Raw genomic sequence first — 17,935 nt, forward strand, 5'->3', positions numbered from 1 at the left:
CCTCAATTCTCGCGGGTGGTCGTGCGGCGGGCGGTCCGGTCGCGGGCGCTCTGGTCGCGCGCGACGGCGCCGGCCGCCAGGTAGGCGAGCCCGAAGGCGGGCAGCAGGCCGTTGCCGGGCAGGTAGCCGTCGGCGCCGTGGCCGGAGATCCCGGCGGCGGCGCCGCCCGCCGCGTACAGGCCGGGGATCGGCCGGTCGCCGGTGTCGACGACGGCGGCGTCCTCGTTGACGATCAGGCCGCCCTGGGTGTGGAAGAGGGCGGGGACGACCCGGACGGCGGCGTAGGGCGCGGCGAGGGGCCGCTCCCAGTGGGTGCGTCCGTGCTCGTCGGGGCGCTCGCCGCGGGCCGCGGCGGCACTGGCGGCCAGTTCCGCGGCGAGGGCGTCCGGCGGCAGGCCGGTGGCCTTGGCGAGGGCCTCGGCGTCGGCGGCCCGGACGAGGACGCCCGACTCGACGGTGTCGCGGTAGTCCTTGAACTCCTGGCAATGCTCGTGGACCGTCTCGTCCAGGACGATCCAGCCGGTGGAGCCGGGCCGGGCGGCGAGTTCGGCGGCGTACTCGGAGTAGCCGCGGGTCTCGTCGCCGAACCGGCGGCCGCCGAGGTCCACCATGACCGCGCCGTGGATGATCGTGGCCCAGCCGACGAGGGTGCCGGCGCCGGCGGCGATGGCGCCGTGCCCCTGGTAGGCGTCGAGGTAGCCGGTGGCGGCGCCGAGGCCGCCGCCGATGCGCAGCGCGTCGCCGAGCGACTGGTCGCCGCCCTGGTAGTGGGCGCCGGCGATCTCGGGGACGTGCCGTTCGACGAGGCCGCGGTCGGCGCCGAAGCCGTTGGTGGCGAGCAGCACCGCGCCGGTGGGGATCTCCTCGGTCGTCCCGTCCGGGTACTGGACGACGGCGGCGCGCACCGCCCCGTCCGGGCCGGTCGCCACGTCGGCGAGCCGCGCCGGGACGAGCAGGTCGATGCCGGGGTGCGCGCGGACGCGCCGGGCGAGGTGGTCGATCACGCTCGACCCGTGCCGCCCCGGGACCGAGTGGCAGCGCGTGACGGAGTGCCCGGGGTAGTTGAAGTCGGTCACCAGGGACAGCGGCAGCTCCACCGAGTCGGCGAGCCACTCCACGAGCGGGCCGCTGACCTCGGCGAGGGTGCGGGCGAGCCGGGCGTCGGCGCTGCCCTTGGTCTTGGCCATGATGTCGGCGACGAACTGGTCCGGGGAGTCGTAGACGCCCTCGGCCGCCTGCCAGCGCGAGCCCGCGCCGGGGAACATCGCGGTCGACATCGAGGTGTTGTTGCCGCGCCGGAAGTGCTCGCTGGCCTCCACGACGACCACGCTGAGGCCGAGTTCGGCGGCGCGCAGCGCGCCGGCGAGGCCGCCGCCGGCGCCCGCGACGACGAGGTCGGGTCCGTCGGTCACGCTGCTCCCTCCGCGGTCATGAGCTTCAGGGCGAGGGCCGTCGGGTCGACGACGCGGGCCGCGAGCCGGTCCTGCCCGACGTCGACGGCCGAGCAGCCGTTGATCACGGCCGCGGCGCCGGCGGCGGCGAGCGCCGCCACGGCCTCGCCGAGGGCGGCGTTCCAGGCGGCGGCGTCGGCGACGGCGTCGAAGGGCAGCTCCAGTACCGCGATCCCGGCGACGTACTCGTCCAGGCCGTAGCCCTTGAGGCGGCGGCCCAGCTCCGCGCCGATCGCCTCGTTCCGCACCACAGCACCAAACCGAACATTCATCGCCGAAAGGTGCATACTACTCAGCTTCAGCAGGCCGATCGGCCGTACGCCCTGGTCAGGGCCGGTGCCCGGACCGGACGGGCCGTCCGGGACGGCCGGGTCGAGCACGCAGTCGGGGAAGGCGAGGTCCCACCCGTCCCCGGCCCGCGCCAGCGCGGCGGCGACCTCCCGCTCGGAGGCGCGGATCGCCGCCTCGTCGTCCAGCGCGCCGGGCGCGGCCGGGCCGACGTCGCGCAGCTCGACGGTCAGGCCCGGCGGGGCCAGCCGGTCGTAGCGGGCCTGCCGCCGCCGGATCTCCTCCGGCGGCAGATGGATCGGCGTCACGGCCAGGGCGCGCGTCACTTCGGCTCCTTCGTCTCGTCGCCGGCGAGGCCGCGCAGGCGCTCCCCGGCATGGTCCAGGCCCGGCAGCTCGCGGGAGAGCGCCGCCGCCCGGTCGATCAGTTCCTCGCGTCCCGGCAGCCACCGGCGCAGCATGGCCAGGACGTCCCCCTCTCCCAGGGGCCGGTGGTCGGCGTCGCCGACCGGGTTCGGGACCTCGCGGGTCCGGCGCGTCCCGTCGTCCAGCTCGACGGTGACTCGGGCGGCGCGCTCGTCCGGCAGCCGCGCGGTCAGGTCGCCCGCCTCGGCCAGCCGGACCCGCCGCGCCAGCGCCCGCAGGGCCGGGTCGGCGAGGTCGGCGCCGGGCGCGACCTCGCCGTGCAGCAGCGCGGCGGCGACGGCGAACGGCGTGGAGAACATCGCCGACAGCCGGTTGTCCCACTCCGGCGACGCCAGCCCGGCGCCGAGCGCGTGCGTCTCGACCAGCACGCCGCTGATCCGGGACGGGTCGAGCCCGCCGCGCAGGCCGAGGACGGCGTCGGCGGCGGGATGGGTGAACGAGCAGGACGCGTGCCGCTTGAAGTAGCCGCGCGTGATGTCCCAGCGCTCGCCGAGCCCGCCGGTCAGCTCGGCCGGGTCGAACTCGCCGAGCAGGGTGCCGAGCGACAGCGCGGCGGTACCGGTGTTGCGGGCGAGCCCGGCCGCCGCCATCCGCGCCGCGGCCAGGCCCGACATGTTGGACGCGCCCATCCAGGCGTCCCGCACCGGGTTCCCGTCCGTCGCCGAGGCGAAGTGCCCGGCGACCGGCAGGCCGGCGCCGGTGTCGATCGCGGCCGCGACGGCGTCCGGGCCGAGGCCCAGCAGCCGCGCGCAGCCTGCGGCGGCGCCCGCGACGCCCCAGCTTCCGTGCGGGTGCGCGCCCGGCCGCAGCCGGGCCGCCCGCCCGAACCGGGACGCCGTCTCGTAGGCGGCGAGCAGCGCCGCCGCCGTGTCCGGGCCGGAGGCGTCCCGCTCGGCCGCCAGCGCCAGCACGGCCGGGAAGCCGTGCGCCGCGGGATGCCCCTTGGCGTACTTGTTGCCCTCGTCCAGCTCCAGGCAGACGAGCGCCACGGCGTTCAGCCAGGCGGCGGCGTCGACCGAGGCGCACCGCCCCGCCCCGATCAGCGGCGCGGGCCCGCCGGGGGCGTCCCACGCCGCGCGCAGCGCGCGCGTCTCCGCCAGCCCGGCGCCGAGCGCCGTCACGCCGATCGCGTCGAGCAGGACCAGGGAGAGCCGGTCGAGCACCGGGCCCGGCACGTCCGCGACGTCCAGTCCCGCGACCCACTCCCCCAGCCGGGCCGTCGCGGCCCCCGTGTCCACGTCCATCAAAGCCCCAGGTACGCCTTCCTGACCTCGGCCGACCCGGCCAGCTCGTCACCGGTCCCGTGCAGGACGGTCGAGCCGCTCTCCAGCACGTAGGCGCGGTCGGCGATGCCGAGGGCCTGCTTGGCGTTCTGCTCCACCAGCAGCACCGCGACGCCGGTGTCGCGGATCCGCTTGACCGCGTCGAGCATCGCCCACGTCAGCTTGGGCGACAGGCCGGTGGACGGCTCGTCCAGCATGAGCAGCTTCGGCCGGGCCATCAGCGCGCGGCCGATCGCGAGCATCTGCTGCTGCCCGCCGCTGAAGGTCTGCGCGACCTGCCCGCGGCGCTCGGCGAGGACGGGGAACAGCGCGAACACCTCGCGCATCGCCGCCTCGACCTCGCCGTGCGGGCGGGTCCAGGCGCCCATCCGCAGGTTCTCCTCGACGGTGAGGGTGCCGAACAGGGCGCGGTCCTCGGGGACGTGCACGAGCCCGTCGCGGACGAGCTTGTCGGGGCGGCGCCCGGCGGTGGACTCGCCCGCGAACGTGATCGTCCCGGACGTCGGCCGCAGCTGCCCGCACACCGCGCGCAGCGTCGTGGTCTTCCCCGCGCCGTTCGCGCCGACGAGCGCGACGATCTCGCCCTCGCCGAGCGTCAGGTCGATGTCGTGCAGGATCTGCATGCGCCCGTAGCCGGCGCAGAGCCGCTCAAGCTTCAGCATCGCCGGGCTCCTCTCCGAGGTAGGCCTCGATCACGCGGGGGTCGGAGGTGACCTCCTCGGCCGAGCCGGCCGCCAGCACCCGGCCCTGGTCCAGGACGAGGACCCGGTCCGACAGGCGCATCACGGCCGCCATGATGTGCTCGATGAACAGCAGCGTCGTGCCGTCCTCGGCGCGCAGCGCGGACAGCAGGTCCAGCACCGGCTCGCGCTCCGACGGGACAAGCCCGGCGAGGACCTCGTCCAGCAGCAGGACCTTCGGCCGCATCGCGAGCGCGCGGGCGAGTTCCAGCCGCTTCAGCCCGGCCGTCGGCAGCTCGGTGGCGTTGCGGTGCGCCCACTGGCCGAGGCCGACGCGCTCCACGACGTCCAGCGACCGCTTGCGCAGCCGGTGCGGCGACGCCCGCCGGTGCTGGGCGGCCAGGCTCACGTTCTCCAGCACGGTCATGCTCCCGAACGGGCGCATGAGCTGGAAGGTGCGGACCATGCCGGCGCGGGCGATGCGGTCCGGGGAGGAGCCGGTGACGTCCCGGTCGCCGAACACGACCTGCCCGGTGTCGGGGGCCAGGGCGCCGCAGATGACGTTGAACAGCGTCGTCTTCCCGGCGCCGTTCGGGCCGATGATGCCGAGGATCTCCCCCTGCTCGACCTGGAACTCCACGTCCGACAGGGCGCGCAGGCCGCGGAAGTCCTTGCCCACTCCGGTCACGTTCAGGATGCTCATCGGCGCCACCTCGCGGCGATCGTGCCGACGATGCCCTTGGGCAGCAGCCGGACGATGAGGATCAGCAGGACCGCGTAGACCGCGACGTCCAGGCCGCTGCGGCCCTGCAGGAAGTTCAGGAAGTCGGGCGGGGTGCGCAGCAGCGTCGCGGTGACGTCCGACAGCGCCCCGAGGATGACCGCGCCGACGATCGGGCCCCAGATGGTGCCGATGCCGCCGATGACCACGGTCGCGATCGCCTGGATCGACACCGACGACCCGAACGCCAGGTCGGGGTTCACGAACAGGTAGTACTGCGTGTAGAAGGCGCCGGCCACCGAGGTGATCGCGGCCGACAGCGCGACCGTGACCAGCTTGTAGCGCAGCACGGGCGTGCCGAGGGACGCCGCCGCCAGCTCGTCGTCGCGGATCGCGGTGACGTAGCGGCCGGTCCGCGAGTGCAGGAACACGATGCTGACCGCGGCGGCGATCCCGGCGAGGCCGAGCGCGATCCAGAAGTAGGCGGGCGAGTCCGCGGCGAACTGGATCTTCCAGAACGAGGAGCCCTGGATCAGCGGGACGGTGAACCCGACCGCCTTGTTGGTGAAGTCGCTGGTCGTGACGATCAGCCGCAGCATCTCGGCGAACGCGAACGTCGCCAGCGCGAAGTAGGCGCCCTGCAGCTTGTAGCGGAACGCGAAGTAGCCGATGACGACGGCGACCGCGGCGGCGACCGCCATCCCGGCGAGCATCCCGATCCACGGCGACACGCCGTGCTCGACGAGCAGGTAGGCGCTGGTGTAGGCGCCGAGGCCGAAGAACGCGGCGTGCCCGAAGCTGAACATCCCGCCGAACCCGCTCATCACGTTCCAGCCGACGGCCATCAGCGCGAAGATCAGGATGCGGACGGCGACGGCGCCCTGCGCAGGCGGCAGCACCAGCGGCAGCGGGATCGCGACGAGCAGCAGCACCCCGAGCACGGCGAGCTGCCGGTGGTGCGGGCGCAGCGGCGGCGCCTTCGCCGGCCGGGCGGCGTCCCCGTCCGGGCGGCGGGTGAGGGTGATGCCCGTGTCCGTCATGCCCGTGTCCGTCATGACCGCCTCCCGAAGAGCCCCTGCGGGCGGAGGAACAGCACGATCACGAAGACGGCGAACACGCCGAGCAGCGAGCTCTGCCCGTCCATGTAGATCGTGGTGAGCTGCTCGACCAGCCCGATCAGCAGCCCGCCGACGAGCGCGCCGGCGACGTTGCCCATGCCGCCGAGCACCACGACGACGAACGCGGTGATGTTGAACTGCTCGCCGAGCGTCGGCGTGACCGTGACCAGCGGCGCGGCGAGCACCGCCGCGGCACCGGCGCAGGCCGTGCCGATCGCGAACGTCAGGGTGTGGACGCGCCGGACGTTCACGCCGACCAGCTCGGCGCCCTGCCCGTTGGCGGCGACCGCGCGGATCGCCGTGCCGAACCGGGTGCGGCGCAGCAGCCAGAACAGCACCGCGCCGATCAGGATCGCGCCGAGGAAGGCGTACAGCCGGGCGCCCGACACGACCGCGCCGAACAGCGAGAACTGGAAGTCGCCGGGCAGCGCCACGGTCTTCGGCTCGGCGCCGAAGAACATCAGCAGGCCGTTCTCCAGCAGCAGCGACAGGCCGAGCGTGATGAGGAGCTGGTTCTCCAGCGACGCGCCGCCCGTCCCGCTGAGCAGGCCGCGGTGCACGGCGGCGCCGAGCAGGAACAGCGCGGGCACCGCGACGAGGAGCGTCAGGTACGGGTGGACGCCGGTGCCCTGCACGACGCCGAACGCGATGAACATCGCGATGGCCAGCAGCGCGCCGTGCGCGAAGTTGACGATGTCCAGCACGCCGAAGATCAGCGTGAGGCCCATCGCGATGAGCCCGTAGAGCCCGCCCATCAGCAGGCCGGTCACCACCGACTGCCAGACGACCAGGCCGCTGCCGGACTTGATCAGGGCGACCGCGATCGCGACCGCCACCAGGCCGCCGGTGACGGCGGCGCGCTTGAGGACGGCGCCCGTCCCGTCGCCGCCCAGCAGCGGGCGCCGCCGGGCGGCGGGGGCGGGTGGGGACTGCGCCTTGGTTCCGATGTTGCTCATGACCGCCACGTCACCGAGTAGTTGGGCTGGGATTCGGCCTTCTCCGCGGGATAGACCTGCTTGACCTGGCCGCCCTGCACCTGCATGAGGACGGGCAGCGCGGTCTTGTTGTCGCCGTTGGGGGCGAAGGAGATCGGGCCGGTGCCGACCGTGAGGGGCTCGACGCTGGAGGAGGCGATCGCGTCGCGGACCTTCTCGGCGTCGGTGGAGCCGGCGCGCTCCACCGCCTGCGCGATCACCTGGACCGCGTCGTAGGCGAGGACGGCGCCGGTGCGCATGGGGGCGCCGTAGCGGCGCTGGTACTCCTGCCGCAGCTTCGCGGTCTGCGGGTTCTTGGCGTCGAAGTGGTAGTTGGTGCTGAAGATCCGCTCGGCGACGGCTCCGGCGTCGGAGACGAACTTCGGCTGGTCGTAGGCGCCGTTGGACACGCCCCAGACCGCGTTCAGGTCCGGTTTCACCGCGGCGATGGCCTTGGCGGCGAGCAGGCTGTCGCGGTAGTAGCCGGCGACGGCGAGGACGTCCGCGCCGGACGCCTTGACCTGCGTGACCTGCGCGGTGAGGTCGGACACCGTGAGCGCGTCGTAGCTGATGTTCGGGCCGACCTCGATGCCGAGCTTCTTCGCCGCGGCGGTGAACGCCTCGGCGGCGCCGCTGCCGAAGTCGGTCTGCTCGTGCAGGAAGGCGACCTTCCGGACCGGCTTGCCCGCCTGCTCGGAGACCTCCTTGAGATAGCGGGCGGCGGCGCCGGCGATGGCGGCGCTGCCGGGCTGCACCCGGAAGGAGTATTTGTAGCCGTTGGCGAAGATCGCGTCGGAGGCGGTGACGTCCATCACGAACGGCACCCGGTTGCGCTCGGCGACGACGGCCGCGTTCGTGCTGACGGCGCTCTGGTAGGTGCCGACGAAGCCGACCGCGCCCTCGGAGATCAGCCGCTGGGCCTCGCTCTGCCCGACCTCCGCCTTGCCCTGGGTGTCGCCGGTGGCGAGCTCGACCTTGCGGCCGCCGAGGGACTTGATGCCGCCGGCGGCGTTGATCGCCTCGACGGCGAGCTGCGCGCCGCGGCGCATCTGCTGGCCGTCGACGGCGTTGGCGCCGCTGACCGGATGCAGCGCGCCGATCTTGACCGGGCCCCGGTCGCGCCCGGCGGCCACTCCGGCCGCGCCGGACGGCGCCGAGCCACCGCAGCCGGCCGCGGCGGCCAGGACCGCGCAGGCGCCGAGCCCGGCGGCGAGCTTACGAGCCCACATTCACCTCTCCCGCCCTCTCTGCCGGTGATCGTTCCGCTAGGAGGAACACCAGGTCGCTGATGCGTCATCGTGGCACCCGTCACGGCATCCGGTCAATATCTGGGTGAAACTTGACGTAACTCGCCGTGCAGTGCCAACTTGTGAAGTCCGGGGCGCCCGCGCGAACCGGCCGAGCCATCCATATTCGTTTCTCTAAGCGGAACGATCGTCCGTGAAGGCGGTACCGTCCATGACCGACGCGCTGTCCGGAGTCCGGGTCCTCGACACGGCCACGCTGTTCGCCGGCCCGCTCGCCGCGACACTGCTCGGCGACTTCGGGGCCGAGGTCATCAAGATCGAGCACCCGAAGGGCGACCCGGTGCGCAGCCACGGCGCCCAGCGCGACGGCGTCGGGCTCTGGTGGAAGATGCTCGGCCGCAACAAGAAGGCGATGACGCTCTACCTCGGCTCACCCGAGGGCCAGGAGCTGTTCCGCCGGATGGTCGCCGACGCCGACGTCGTGATCGAGAACTTCCGTCCCGGGACGCTGGAGCGCTGGGGCCTAGGGTACGACGAGTTGAAGCAGGTCAATCCAGGTCTGGTGCTCGCCCGGGTCACCGGGTTCGGGCAGACCGGCCCGTACTCCAGGCGCCCCGGGTTCGGCACGCTCGCCGAGGCGATGAGCGGGTTCGCCGCGATCACCGGCGAGCCGGACGGCCCGCCGACCCTGCCGCCGTTCGGCCTCGCCGACGGGATCGCCGCCCTCACCACCGCGTTCGCGGTCATGACGGCGCTGCGGGCGCGGGAGGCGACCGGCGAGGGCCAGGTCGTCGACCTCGCCATCATCGAGCCGATCCTGACCCTGCTCGGCCCGCAGATCATCACCTACGACCAGCTCGGCGAGCTGCAGGCCCGCACCGGCAACCGGTCGCACAACAACGCGCCGCGCAACACCTACCGGACCCGCGACGGCAGCTGGGTCGCGATCTCCACCAGCGCCCAGTCGATCGCCGAGCGCGTGATGCGGCTGGTCGGCCGGCCCGAGCTGATCGACGAGCCGTGGTTCGCGACCGGCGCCGAGCGCGCCAAGCACGCCGACGTGCTGGACGAGGCCGTCGGGTCGTGGATCGCCGAGCGCGACCGCGACGAGGTCGTCAAGGCGTTCGAGGACGCCCAGGCCGCCGTCGCCCCCATCTACAACGCCGCCGACGTCATGGCCGACCCGCAGTTCCAGGCGCTCGGCACCATCGCGACCGTCCCCGACGACGAGCTCGGCCCGGTGAAGATGCAGAACGTCCTGTTCCGGCTGTCGCAGACGCCGGGCCGGATCGAGTCGGCCGGGCCGCCGCTCGGCGCGCACACCGCCGAGATCCTCGCCCGCTACGGGGTGGACGAGGCCGCGCTGGCCGAACTGCGCGGCAAGGGCGTGGTCAAGTGACGCCGCGGTCCTGGCTGTACGTGCCGGGCGACCGGCCGGACCGGATCGGCAAGGCGCTCGCGTCCGGCGCCGACGCGGTGATCCTCGACCTGGAGGACGCCGTCGCGCCGGCCGCCAAGCGGGACGCGCGCCGCAACGTGCTCGACGCCCTCGACGCCGGGAACACCGCCTACGTGCGGATCAACGCGCCCGGCACCCCCGACGGCGCCGACGACATCGCCCTGCTGGCGACCGCGCCCGCCGCGCTCGCCGGGGTCCGCGTGCCCAAGTGCGAGGACCCGGGCGAGCTGCGCCGCGTCGCCGACGCGCTCGGCGTGCCGGTGTTCCCGATCCTGGAGTCGGCGCTCGGCGTGGAGAACGCCCTGCTGCTCGCGACCGCGCACCCGCTGGTCGCCGGGATCTCGCTCGGCGAGGCCGATCTCGCCGCCGACCTGCGCGCGGGCGGCGAAGCCCTCGCCTGGCCGCGCTCGCGGGTCGTGGTCGCCGCCCGCGCGGCCGGACTGCCGTCCCCGGCGCAGAGCGTGTGGACCGCCGTCCGCGACCTGGACGGCCTGCGCGCCGACACGCTCGCGGGCCGCCGGGCCGGGTTCTTCGGCCGGTCGGTGATCCACCCCGCGCAGCTCCCCGTCGTCCACGAGGCGTGCGTCCCCGACCCCGACGACGTCGCGTGGGCCCGCGACCTCATGAGCCAGCTCACCGAACGCGCCGCGGCAGGCGGCGGCGCCGCATGGATCGACTCCGCCGGCCGGTTCGTGGACAAGGCCGTCGTCGAGCGCGCCGCCTGGCTGCTCGACGCCGCCGCGTCCGCCGAGTCCGCCGCCCGGCCCGTCAAGGAAGGCCAGAAATGACCACGCAGGACCCGCTGCTCGCGGCCGTCGCCGGGGGCGTCCGGCTGATCGAGCTTGGCCAGCCGTTCTTCACCGGCATGCCCTGCTCCCCCAACCACCCCGGGTTCCGGATGACGCTGATCCGGCGGCACGGCGACATGGAGCGCCCGGACGGCGGCTCCGCCGCCAACGAGATCATCGTGACCGGCGGCCACGTCGGCACGCACATCGACGCGCTCTCCCATGTCAGCCACAACGGCGAGCTGCACGGCGGGATCTCGGCCGCCGACGCCCAGCGCGGCGGCGCCTTCACCAGCCACGGGGCGGAGAACCTGCCCGGCCTGCTGCGCCGCGGCGTCCTGCTCGACGTCGCCGCCGTCCACGGCGTCCCGACGCTGCCGCCCGGCTACGGCGTCACCGTCGAGGACCTGGAGCTGGCCGCCGAGCGCGCCGGCGCCGAGCCCGGCGAGGGCGACGTGGCGCTGATCCGCACCGGCTGGGCCCGCAACTTCGGCGACACCACCGCCTACCTCGGCAAGGAGACCGGCGTCCCCGGCGCGACCCCGGCCGCCGCGCGGTGGCTGGCGGAGCGGCGGATCGCCGCGACCGGCGCCGACACGACCGCCTACGAGCAGATTCCCGAGGGCGCCGGGCACGCGGTCCTGCCGGTCCACCGGATCCTGCTGGTCGAGTCGGGGATCTTCATCCTGGAGCACCTGAACCTGGAGGCGCTCGCCGAGGCCGGGCTGCACGAGTTCGTGTTCGTGCTCGCCCCGCTGCGGATCAGGGGCGGCACCGGCTCCCCCGTCCGCCCGCTCGCGGCGGTGTCGGCATGACCGCCGGGACCCCCGTCCAGCGGCTCGCCGGGCTCGCCGCCGCCACCGCCGCCGGCGGGCTGCCGCCGGAACTGCGCGACGACGCCGCCCGCCGCGTCCTGGACGTCCTCGGCAACAGCCTCGCCGCCACCGCGGAACCGCCCGCGCGGGCCGTCGGGGAACTCGTCGGCGAATGGGGCGGCGCGGGCCGCGCCACCGCGATCGGCACCGGGACGCGGCTGCCCGAGCCGAGCGCCGCGCTGCTGAACGGCACGCTCGCCCACTCCCTGGACTTCGACGACACGCACCTGCCGTCCGTCCTGCACCCGTCGGCGTCGGTGGTGCCCACCGCGCTCGCCGTGGCCGAGGCCCGGGGCGCGTCCGGCGCCGCGCTGCTGGACGCGGTCGGCGTCGGCGTCGAGATCACCGTGCGGCTCGGCATGGCCGGGTACGACCGCGACCTCGGCAACTCGGTGTTCTTCGAACGCGGGCAGCACGCCACCGCGATCTGCGGGGCGGTCGGCGCCGCCGCGTCCGCGGCGATGCTGTCCGGGCTGGACGCCGCCGGCATCGCGCACGCGATGGGCATCGCCGCGAGCATGGGCTCGGGGATCCTGGAGGCCAACCGCACCGGCGGCACCGTCAAGCGGATCCACTGCGGCTGGGCCGCGCACGCCGCCGTCACCGCCGCCGGCCTGGCCCGCACGGGCATCACCGGCCCGCCGACCGTCCTCGAAGGGCGGTTCGGGTTCCTCCAGGCGTTCTGCGGCGACCAGGTCGACCTGGACGCCCTCACCTCCGGCCTGGGCGAGCACTGGGAGCTCCCCGGGATCTTCTTCAAGCCCTACCCGTGCAACCACTTCACCCACGCGGGCATCGACGCCGCGCTGCGGCTGCGCGAGCGGGGCCTGGACCCGGCGGCGGTCGAGTCGATCGAACTGGGCGCGCCGACGCCGGTGCTGCGCACGATCGGCGAGCCGCACGAGGACAAGATCCGCCCGAAGTCGGGGTACCACGCGGCCTTCTCCGGCCCCTACACCGTCGCGGCGGCGCTGCTCGGCGGCGGCGGGCTCGGCGTCTTCCACGAGGACTTCACCGACGAGGCCGCCGCCGACCCGGACCGGCTCGCGCTGGCCGCGAAGGTCCGCTGCGTCCCCGACGCCCGCTGCGACGAGATCTTCCCGCACCAGTTCCCGGCCGTCCTGCGGGTCCGCACCCGCGCCGGGGACCTGCTGGAGGAGCGGGTGGACGTCAACCGGGGCGGGCCCGGCAACCCGCTGTCGGCGGAGGAGCTGGCGACGAAGTTCCGGCTGAACGCCTCCCGCCGCGTCACCGGCGCGCAGGCCGAGCAGATCACCTCCCTCACCTACGGCCTGGCCGGGATCGAGGACCTGCGCGACCTCACGTCACTGCTGGAGTAGCCGCGCCGTAGGGTCGGGGCCATGAGGCATCTCGGCATCCTGGCCCACAGCGCGGAGGGCGCCGCGCTGTGCTTCCGGACCTTCTGCCACGAAGGGTTCCGCGAGCTCGGCCCCGACGACCACCCCGACGTGACGCTCGACCTGATCGCGCTGGCCCGCAGCATGCCCGCCTGGGACGCCGGCGACCACGGCGCGGTCAGGGAGGTGCTGGCCGAGAGCGCCCGCCGCCTCGCGGCGGCGGGCGCCGACTTCTTCGTCTGCCCCGACAACACCGCCCACATGGCGCTGGAGCTCCCCGGCGGCGACCTGGCCCTGCCCGGCCTGCACATCGCGCGGGTCGTCGCGGACCGGGCCGCCGCCGACGGCCGCGCCCGCGTCGGCGTGCTCGGCACCCGCTACACGATGGACGGCCCCGTCTACCCGCGCGAGCTGGCCGCGCGCGGCATCGCCGCCGAGGTCCCGGAACCGGCCGACCGGGAGACCGTCCACCGGATCATCTTCGACGAGCTGGTCAACGGGGTGATCACCGAGGAGTCGCGGCGCGAGTACGCGCGGATCATCGGCCGGCTGGCCGAGCGCGGCTGCGACGCGGTCGCGCTCGTGTGCACCGAGATCCCGCTGCTGGTCACCCCGGACGTCTCGCCGCTGCCCACGCTCGACTCCACCCGCCTGCTGGCCCGCGCCGCCTTCGAGACGGCGGTCGGCCGCCGCCCCCTGCCCACCTGGCGCGGCGGAGGCTTCGACGGAGGCTGAAACGGGGCAGACCTAGGGTGGGTGCGGAAAAGGGGGCCAGATGGACTTCAGGAAGATGCACCACGGCGACCGTCCGCTGGTGCTGCCGAACGCGTGGGACTTCGCGAGCGGCGCCGCGCTGGTCGAGGCGGGCTTCCCGGCGGTCGGGACGACGAGCCTCGGCGTCGCGGCGGCCGCCGGGAAGCCCGACGCCGCCGGGGACACCCGCGCCGAGACGCTGGCCCTCGCCCGCGCCCTGTCGCGGCTGCCCGTGCCGGTGACCGTCGACATCGAGGGCGGGTTCTCCGGCCGGGTCGCCGACGTGGCCGAGCTGGTCACCGAGCTGGCCTCGTTCGGGATCGCCGGGATCAACCTGGAGGACGGGCGCCCCGACGGGACGCTCGCGCCTCTCGACCACCAGACGACGGTGATCGCCGCCGTGAAGCGGGCCGCGCCGCAGGTGTTCCTCAACGCCCGCACCGACACGTTCTGGCTCGGCGACCCCGACCGCGACGAGACCCTGCGGCGGGCGGGCGCGTACGCGGCGGCGGGCGCGGACGGGATCTTCGTCCCCGGGATCGTGGACGACGCCGACATCACCGCCGTGCTGGAGACGGCGGAGCTGCCGCTCAACGTCCTGTACCTGCCGGGCAAGACCGAGTACGAGCGACTCGCGCGGCTGGGCGTGCACCGGGTCAGCACCGGGTCGCTGCTGTTCCGGAAGGCGCTCCACGCCGCCGTGACCGCGGCCCTCGGCGTCACCGGCGCCGGCGGGGACGGCCACCCGCCGTCGTACGGGGACGTGCAGCGCCTCGTCAGCGGGCGGTGAGCAGGGTCAGCGGATGAGCGGAGTCAGTGGCCGGTGATCCGGTCGGCGAGGCGCGCGAGCGCCGACGTCCCCGCCGCGCCCGAGGCCGATTCGCGGGCGTCCGCCGCCCGGTAGAGGGCGTACATCGCGTGGACGCCCAGCCAGCGGAGGGGTTCGGGCTCCCAGCGGCGGACGCGCCGGTCCACCCACGGCAGCGCGGTCAGCGCGGTGTCCTCGCGCAGCAGCAGGTCGCGGAGGGTGCGGCCGGCGAGGTTGGCGGTGGCGACGCCGTGCCCGGTGTAGCCGCCCGCGTGGCCGAGGCCCGTCGCGTGGTCGAGGACGGCCGTCGCGCACCAGTCGCGGGGGACGCCGAGGACGCCCGACCACGCGTGGTCGACCCGCGCCTCGCGGGCGGCGGCGGGGAACATCGCGGCGAGCATCCGCCAGAGCGCGTCGACCGTGGCGGGCGCGGTGCGCCCGCCGTCGTCGACGCGGGAGCCGTAGCGGTAGGGGCGGCCCCGGCCGCCGAAGGCGATCCGGTCGTCGGCGGTGCGCTGGGCGTACATGTAGGAGTGCGCCATGTCGCCGAGCAGTTCCCGGCGCTCCCAGCCGATCGCCTCCCACACCGCGGCCGGCAGCGGCGTGGTGACGATCATGGAGCTGTTCATCGGGAGCCAGTCGCGGCGGTGGCCGGGCAGCCCGGCGGTGAAGCCCTCGGTGGCGCGCAGCACGTACTCGGCGGCGACCGTGCCGTACGGGGTGACGGCCGCGGCGGCGCCGCCGCGCCGCGGGGCGATCCGGACGACCGGCGTCCTCTCGTAGACCTCCACGCCGAGGCGGCGGACCGCCGCCGCGAGGCCGCGCGCGAGGGCGGCGGGCTGGACGCGGGCGCCGTGCGGGCTCCACGCCGCCCCGGTCGCGCCCGCGACGCGGAGCCGGCCGTCGCGCTCGGCGGCGGGCAGCGGGACGAGGTCGCCGTCCGTCCAGCCCCAGGCGCGGGCCTCGTCGACCATGGCGGCGAGGCGGGCGCGCTGGGCGGCGCCGCGGGCGACGTGCAGCACGCCGCCCTTCACCAGACCGGCGTCGACGCCCTCCTCGGCGGCGGCCCGGACGACCTCGTCCACCGCCTCGAACATGGCGCGCTGGAGCGCGACCGCGGCGGGGCGGCCGTGCCGGGCGGCGTAGCGCTCCCGGGAGCCGGCGATCTCCCCCAGCACCCAGCCGCCGTTGCGGCCGGACGCGCCGAACCCGGCGAACTCGCGCTCCAGCACGACGATCCGCAGCCCGGGGCGGGCGCGCTTGAGGTAGTAGGCGGTCCAGAGGCCGGTGTAGCCGGCGCCGACGACGCACACGTCCGCGGTGCGCGGGCCGGGGAGGCGGGGGCCGGGGGCGGGCCGGCCGGCGGCCCGGTACCAGAAGGAGACGCCGCCGTTGGCGAAGCCGGGGGCGAGCGGTGCCCGGCCCGAGGTGGAACTCATGCGCTCATAGTGCTGAATTCCGCAGCAAAATCAAGAGCGCGCAACGGAATCTATGTGATGGCGTCCATGATTCGACGGGATCCGATCCACCGGGTGCGGTCCGCGGCATAGTAGGCGGCGCCGTCGGGGCCGGCCGGGCCGTCCCGCCACCGCCGCATCCCGAGCTGGAACGCGATCTCCGCGGACGCCGGGTTGGCCAGGTCGATCTCGGCGGTGACCCGGTGCACCCCGACCACCCCGAACGCGTAGTCGAGCACCGCGCGGGACGCCTCGGCCGCCAGGCCCCGGCCCCAGTGGTCCGGCTCCAGGCTGTAGAGGATCTCGACGTCCACGCCGTGGCCGAGCGGGCCCTCGTGGTGGCTGAGCCCGGCCACGCCGATCAGCGGGTCGCCGGGAGCGGCGGCGGGCAGCGCCTCGGGCAGGGCGTCGGGCCCGGAGGCGGCGGCCGGGCGCAGCGCCCAGAGCCCGTACCCCTCGGTCGCGAAGTCCCGCTCACTCGTCTCGATGATCTCGCTGACCTGGACGGGGGTGACCGTCCGGTCGTCGAACAGGTGGCGCCGCACCCGCGGCCCCGTCCAGTGCGTCAGCAGCGCGCGGTGGTCGCGCATCGACACCGGATGCAGCGCCAGCCGCACCGTGCGCAGCACGTCGCTCATGCGCCCGCACCGCCCGGGCCCTGCTCCGCCGGGTCGCCGGCCGGCCACGCGGGCGCGTCCTCGCCGTCCGGGACGCCCACCCGGAACACCCGCAGCTGCAGGGCGAGCGCCTTGTAGTAGCCGACGAGCGCGACCAGCTCGACGACGGCGCCGCGGCCGAGCGTCGCGACCGCCTCGGTGTAGACGGCGTCGGCGAGGTCGCCCTCGGCGGCGAGCTGCCGGGCCGCCTCGTGCACGACGCGCTCGCGGACGTCGCCGAGCATCGGCGCGCGGCCCTCGCGCAGCGCGTCCAGCTCCGCGCCGGTGAGCCCGTGCCGGCGCCCGATCCGCTCGTGCGCGTACCACTCGTAGTCGGACCGGACGTGCGCGGCGACGACCAGCGTGGCGATCTCCCGCTCGCGCTCGGTGAACGCCGTCCGGAAGCGCAGCGCGGCCCCGAGGTCCTGAAGGGGCAGCCCCACGGACGGGCTGTAGAGCATCGCGTTGAAGGGGCCGTGCAGCCGCCCGATGTCGTCGGCCAGGCCGAACGGCGGGGTGCGGCCGGCGGCGCGGGGGCCGCCCGTCACCGCCTCGTACACGGCCCGCTGCTCGTCGCTGAGGGAACCGGGGAGCAGCAGCGGCAGCCTGGTCGCGGACGGGCCGCGCCGCGGTCGATCGTTGACGTCCTCACCGCTCACGGGGTCGATCACTTACCGCACGCTAGGCGGTCGGCGCGGGCGGCTCAACCCCTGGTCCGCAATGTGAAACCCCGGGCACACGGTGACGTGGCGGTCGCGTGACACGCGCCGGCGAGCCGCCGGACGCTGGCAGGATGGCGGGGTGAGCGGCATCTACGACGACCCCTGGGCCTACGAGCTGGCGTGCTCGTTCCGCGACGTGGCCGCCGAGGCGGACGTCCTGCTCCGCTGGTGCGCCGGGCTCGGCGCGCGGCCCGCGACCGTGCTGGAGCTGGCCGCCGGGCCCGCCGAGCACGCCCGCGAGTTCGCGCGCCGCGGCCTCGCCGCGACGGCGCTCGACCTGAACCCGGCGATGTGCGCCTACGCCGCCCGCGAGGCCGAGCGGGCCGGGGTGGAACTGGAGGTCGTCCGGGACGACATGACCCGCTTCGACCTGGGCCGCGCCTTCGACCTCGTGGTCACCATGCTGGACTCGACGTCCCACCTGATGACGCTGGAGGCGTTCGTCGCGCACCTGCGCCGCGCCGCCGCGCACCTGTCCCCCGGCGGCCTGTACGTCGTGGAGATGTCGCACCCCCGCGACCGGCTGGGCGACGAGCCGAGCGTCAGCACCGGCTGGACGGTCGAGCGCGGCGCCGTCCGCGCGAGCGTCCGCTGGGGCGAGCCCGGTGACCGGCTCGACCCGGTCACCCAGATCGCCGACGACCACGTCACGATGACGATCACCGACGGGGCCGGCACGCGGGTGATCCGCGACGTCGTCCCGTACCGGTTCTGGACGGCGACCGAGCTGGACGCCGCGATCCGCCTCGCCGGCGGGCTCGACACCGTCGCGCGGTACGGCGACTTCGGGGCCGGCGAGGACGCGGTGGCCCTCACCGACCCCGAGGCGTGGCGCATGATCACGATCCTGCGCCGCACGCCCGGCGCCTAGG

At 75.1% G+C, this 17,935-nt stretch carries 18 protein-coding genes; 7 read left to right on the plus strand and 11 right to left on the minus strand.

Annotated features, from left to right (window positions below):
- Positions 1-2 precede the first annotated feature (2 nt).
- From HUT06_RS23500 to HUT06_RS23535, 8 genes are read right to left on the minus strand one after another with little or no spacing between them, the layout of a single operon-like run.
- Positions 3-1,412 (minus strand): FAD-binding protein, encoded by a 1,410-nt coding sequence (locus HUT06_RS23500; protein ID WP_176197706.1) that lies wholly within the window; start codon positions 1,410-1,412, stop codon positions 3-5.
- Positions 1,409-2,065, minus strand: a complete 657-nt coding sequence (locus tag HUT06_RS23505; RefSeq protein ID WP_176197707.1) for a hydantoin racemase — start codon at positions 2,063-2,065, stop codon at positions 1,409-1,411. The genes HUT06_RS23500 and HUT06_RS23505 overlap by 4 nt, the downstream gene beginning before the upstream one ends.
- Entirely contained in the window at positions 2,062-3,408 is a 1,347-nt protein-coding gene (locus HUT06_RS23510; protein ID WP_176197708.1) for an MmgE/PrpD family protein, read from the minus strand. The genes HUT06_RS23505 and HUT06_RS23510 overlap by 4 nt, the downstream gene beginning before the upstream one ends.
- Positions 3,408-4,109, minus strand: a complete 702-nt coding sequence (locus HUT06_RS23515; RefSeq protein ID WP_176197709.1) for an ABC transporter ATP-binding protein — start codon at positions 4,107-4,109, stop codon at positions 3,408-3,410. Before HUT06_RS23515 ends, HUT06_RS23510 begins: the two co-directional genes overlap by 1 nt.
- Positions 4,096-4,830, minus strand: a complete 735-nt coding sequence (locus HUT06_RS23520) for an ABC transporter ATP-binding protein (protein WP_217711411.1) — start codon at positions 4,828-4,830, stop codon at positions 4,096-4,098. Before HUT06_RS23520 ends, HUT06_RS23515 begins: the two co-directional genes overlap by 14 nt.
- Positions 4,827-5,903: a branched-chain amino acid ABC transporter permease gene (locus tag HUT06_RS23525; protein WP_217711412.1), complete on the minus strand. Its 1,077-nt coding sequence runs from the start codon at positions 5,901-5,903 to the stop codon at positions 4,827-4,829. Before HUT06_RS23525 ends, HUT06_RS23520 begins: the two co-directional genes overlap by 4 nt.
- Complete coding sequence (locus HUT06_RS23530; protein WP_176197711.1) at positions 5,900-6,922, minus strand: branched-chain amino acid ABC transporter permease; 1,023 nt, start codon at positions 6,920-6,922, stop codon at positions 5,900-5,902. Before HUT06_RS23530 ends, HUT06_RS23525 begins: the two co-directional genes overlap by 4 nt.
- A complete protein-coding gene (locus HUT06_RS23535; RefSeq protein ID WP_176197712.1) occupies positions 6,919-8,169 on the minus strand; it encodes an ABC transporter substrate-binding protein in 1,251 nt (416 codons plus the stop codon). The genes HUT06_RS23530 and HUT06_RS23535 overlap by 4 nt, the downstream gene beginning before the upstream one ends.
- A 229-nt stretch (positions 8,170-8,398) precedes the next feature.
- On the opposite strand from HUT06_RS23535, the gene HUT06_RS23540 reads away from it, so the two are divergent.
- Genes HUT06_RS23540 through HUT06_RS23565 form a run of 6 tightly spaced genes read left to right on the plus strand, consistent with a single transcriptional unit; the run spans position 8,399 to position 14,210 of the window.
- Positions 8,399-9,586, plus strand: a complete 1,188-nt coding sequence (locus tag HUT06_RS23540) for a CaiB/BaiF CoA-transferase family protein (RefSeq protein WP_176197713.1) — start codon at positions 8,399-8,401, stop codon at positions 9,584-9,586.
- A complete protein-coding gene (locus tag HUT06_RS23545) occupies positions 9,583-10,434 on the plus strand; it encodes a CoA ester lyase (RefSeq protein WP_176197714.1) in 852 nt (283 codons plus the stop codon). The genes HUT06_RS23540 and HUT06_RS23545 overlap by 4 nt, the downstream gene beginning before the upstream one ends.
- A complete protein-coding gene (locus tag HUT06_RS23550; protein WP_176197715.1) occupies positions 10,431-11,249 on the plus strand; it encodes a cyclase family protein in 819 nt (272 codons plus the stop codon). The genes HUT06_RS23545 and HUT06_RS23550 overlap by 4 nt, the downstream gene beginning before the upstream one ends.
- The gene (locus tag HUT06_RS23555) at positions 11,246-12,649 is read left to right on the plus strand and encodes an MmgE/PrpD family protein (RefSeq protein WP_176197716.1); all 1,404 of its coding nucleotides are present in this window, start codon (positions 11,246-11,248) and stop codon (positions 12,647-12,649) included. The genes HUT06_RS23550 and HUT06_RS23555 overlap by 4 nt, the downstream gene beginning before the upstream one ends.
- A gap of 21 nt (positions 12,650-12,670) precedes the next feature.
- Positions 12,671-13,402 carry an aspartate/glutamate racemase family protein gene (locus HUT06_RS23560; RefSeq protein WP_176197717.1) on the plus strand — a complete coding sequence of 244 codons (732 nt, stop codon included), beginning with the start codon at positions 12,671-12,673 and terminating at the stop codon, positions 13,400-13,402.
- 40 nt (positions 13,403-13,442) lie between these two features.
- The gene (locus tag HUT06_RS23565; protein WP_176197718.1) at positions 13,443-14,210 is read left to right on the plus strand and encodes an isocitrate lyase/phosphoenolpyruvate mutase family protein; all 768 of its coding nucleotides are present in this window, start codon (positions 13,443-13,445) and stop codon (positions 14,208-14,210) included.
- Between the two features lie 23 nt (positions 14,211-14,233).
- Here the strand turns inward: HUT06_RS23565 and HUT06_RS23570 are convergent, their stop codons facing one another.
- Genes HUT06_RS23570 through HUT06_RS23580 form a run of 3 tightly spaced genes read right to left on the minus strand, consistent with a single transcriptional unit; the run spans position 14,234 to position 17,012 of the window.
- The gene (locus tag HUT06_RS23570) at positions 14,234-15,667 is read right to left on the minus strand and encodes an FAD-binding oxidoreductase (protein WP_176197719.1); all 1,434 of its coding nucleotides are present in this window, start codon (positions 15,665-15,667) and stop codon (positions 14,234-14,236) included.
- A gap of 50 nt (positions 15,668-15,717) precedes the next feature.
- Complete coding sequence (locus HUT06_RS23575; RefSeq protein WP_176197720.1) at positions 15,718-16,323, minus strand: GNAT family N-acetyltransferase; 606 nt, start codon at positions 16,321-16,323, stop codon at positions 15,718-15,720.
- Positions 16,320-17,012 (minus strand): carboxymuconolactone decarboxylase family protein, encoded by a 693-nt coding sequence (locus HUT06_RS23580; protein ID WP_176197721.1) that lies wholly within the window; start codon positions 17,010-17,012, stop codon positions 16,320-16,322. Before HUT06_RS23580 ends, HUT06_RS23575 begins: the two co-directional genes overlap by 4 nt.
- A 130-nt stretch (positions 17,013-17,142) precedes the next feature.
- Here HUT06_RS23580 and HUT06_RS23585 point away from each other — a divergent pair, with 130 nt between their 5' ends.
- Positions 17,143-17,934 carry a class I SAM-dependent methyltransferase gene (locus HUT06_RS23585; RefSeq protein ID WP_176197722.1) on the plus strand — a complete coding sequence of 264 codons (792 nt, stop codon included), beginning with the start codon at positions 17,143-17,145 and terminating at the stop codon, positions 17,932-17,934.
- Position 17,935: the final 1 nt, after the last annotated feature.

The organism is Actinomadura sp. NAK00032, assembly GCF_013364275.1.
Taxonomy (GTDB): Bacteria; Actinomycetota; Actinomycetes; order Streptosporangiales; family Streptosporangiaceae; genus Spirillospora.

What these genes read in the sequence shown, in the direction of transcription:
- HUT06_RS23510 (WP_176197708.1), bottom strand. Translation starts at nt 3,408, where the DNA reads ATGGACGTGGACACGGGGGCCGCGACGGCCCGGCTGGGGGAGTGGGTC.
- HUT06_RS23515 (WP_176197709.1), bottom strand. Translation starts at nt 4,109, where the DNA reads ATGCTGAAGCTTGAGCGGCTCTGCGCCGGCTACGGGCGCATGCAGATC.
- HUT06_RS23520 (WP_217711411.1), bottom strand. Translation starts at nt 4,830, where the DNA reads ATGAGCATCCTGAACGTGACCGGAGTGGGCAAGGACTTCCGCGGCCTG.
- HUT06_RS23525 (WP_217711412.1), bottom strand. Translation starts at nt 5,903, where the DNA reads ATGACGGACACGGGCATGACGGACACGGGCATCACCCTCACCCGCCGC.
- HUT06_RS23530 (WP_176197711.1), bottom strand. Translation starts at nt 6,922, where the DNA reads ATGAGCAACATCGGAACCAAGGCGCAGTCCCCACCCGCCCCCGCCGCC.
- HUT06_RS23535 (WP_176197712.1), bottom strand. Translation starts at nt 8,169, where the DNA reads ATGTGGGCTCGTAAGCTCGCCGCCGGGCTCGGCGCCTGCGCGGTCCTG.
- HUT06_RS23540 (WP_176197713.1), top strand. Translation starts at nt 8,399, where the DNA reads ATGACCGACGCGCTGTCCGGAGTCCGGGTCCTCGACACGGCCACGCTG.
- HUT06_RS23550 (WP_176197715.1), top strand. Translation starts at nt 10,431, where the DNA reads ATGACCACGCAGGACCCGCTGCTCGCGGCCGTCGCCGGGGGCGTCCGG.
- HUT06_RS23555 (WP_176197716.1), top strand. Translation starts at nt 11,246, where the DNA reads ATGACCGCCGGGACCCCCGTCCAGCGGCTCGCCGGGCTCGCCGCCGCC.
- HUT06_RS23560 (WP_176197717.1), top strand. Translation starts at nt 12,671, where the DNA reads ATGAGGCATCTCGGCATCCTGGCCCACAGCGCGGAGGGCGCCGCGCTG.
- HUT06_RS23565 (WP_176197718.1), top strand. Translation starts at nt 13,443, where the DNA reads ATGGACTTCAGGAAGATGCACCACGGCGACCGTCCGCTGGTGCTGCCG.
- HUT06_RS23570 (WP_176197719.1), bottom strand. Translation starts at nt 15,667, where the DNA reads ATGAGTTCCACCTCGGGCCGGGCACCGCTCGCCCCCGGCTTCGCCAAC.
- HUT06_RS23575 (WP_176197720.1), bottom strand. Translation starts at nt 16,323, where the DNA reads ATGAGCGACGTGCTGCGCACGGTGCGGCTGGCGCTGCATCCGGTGTCG.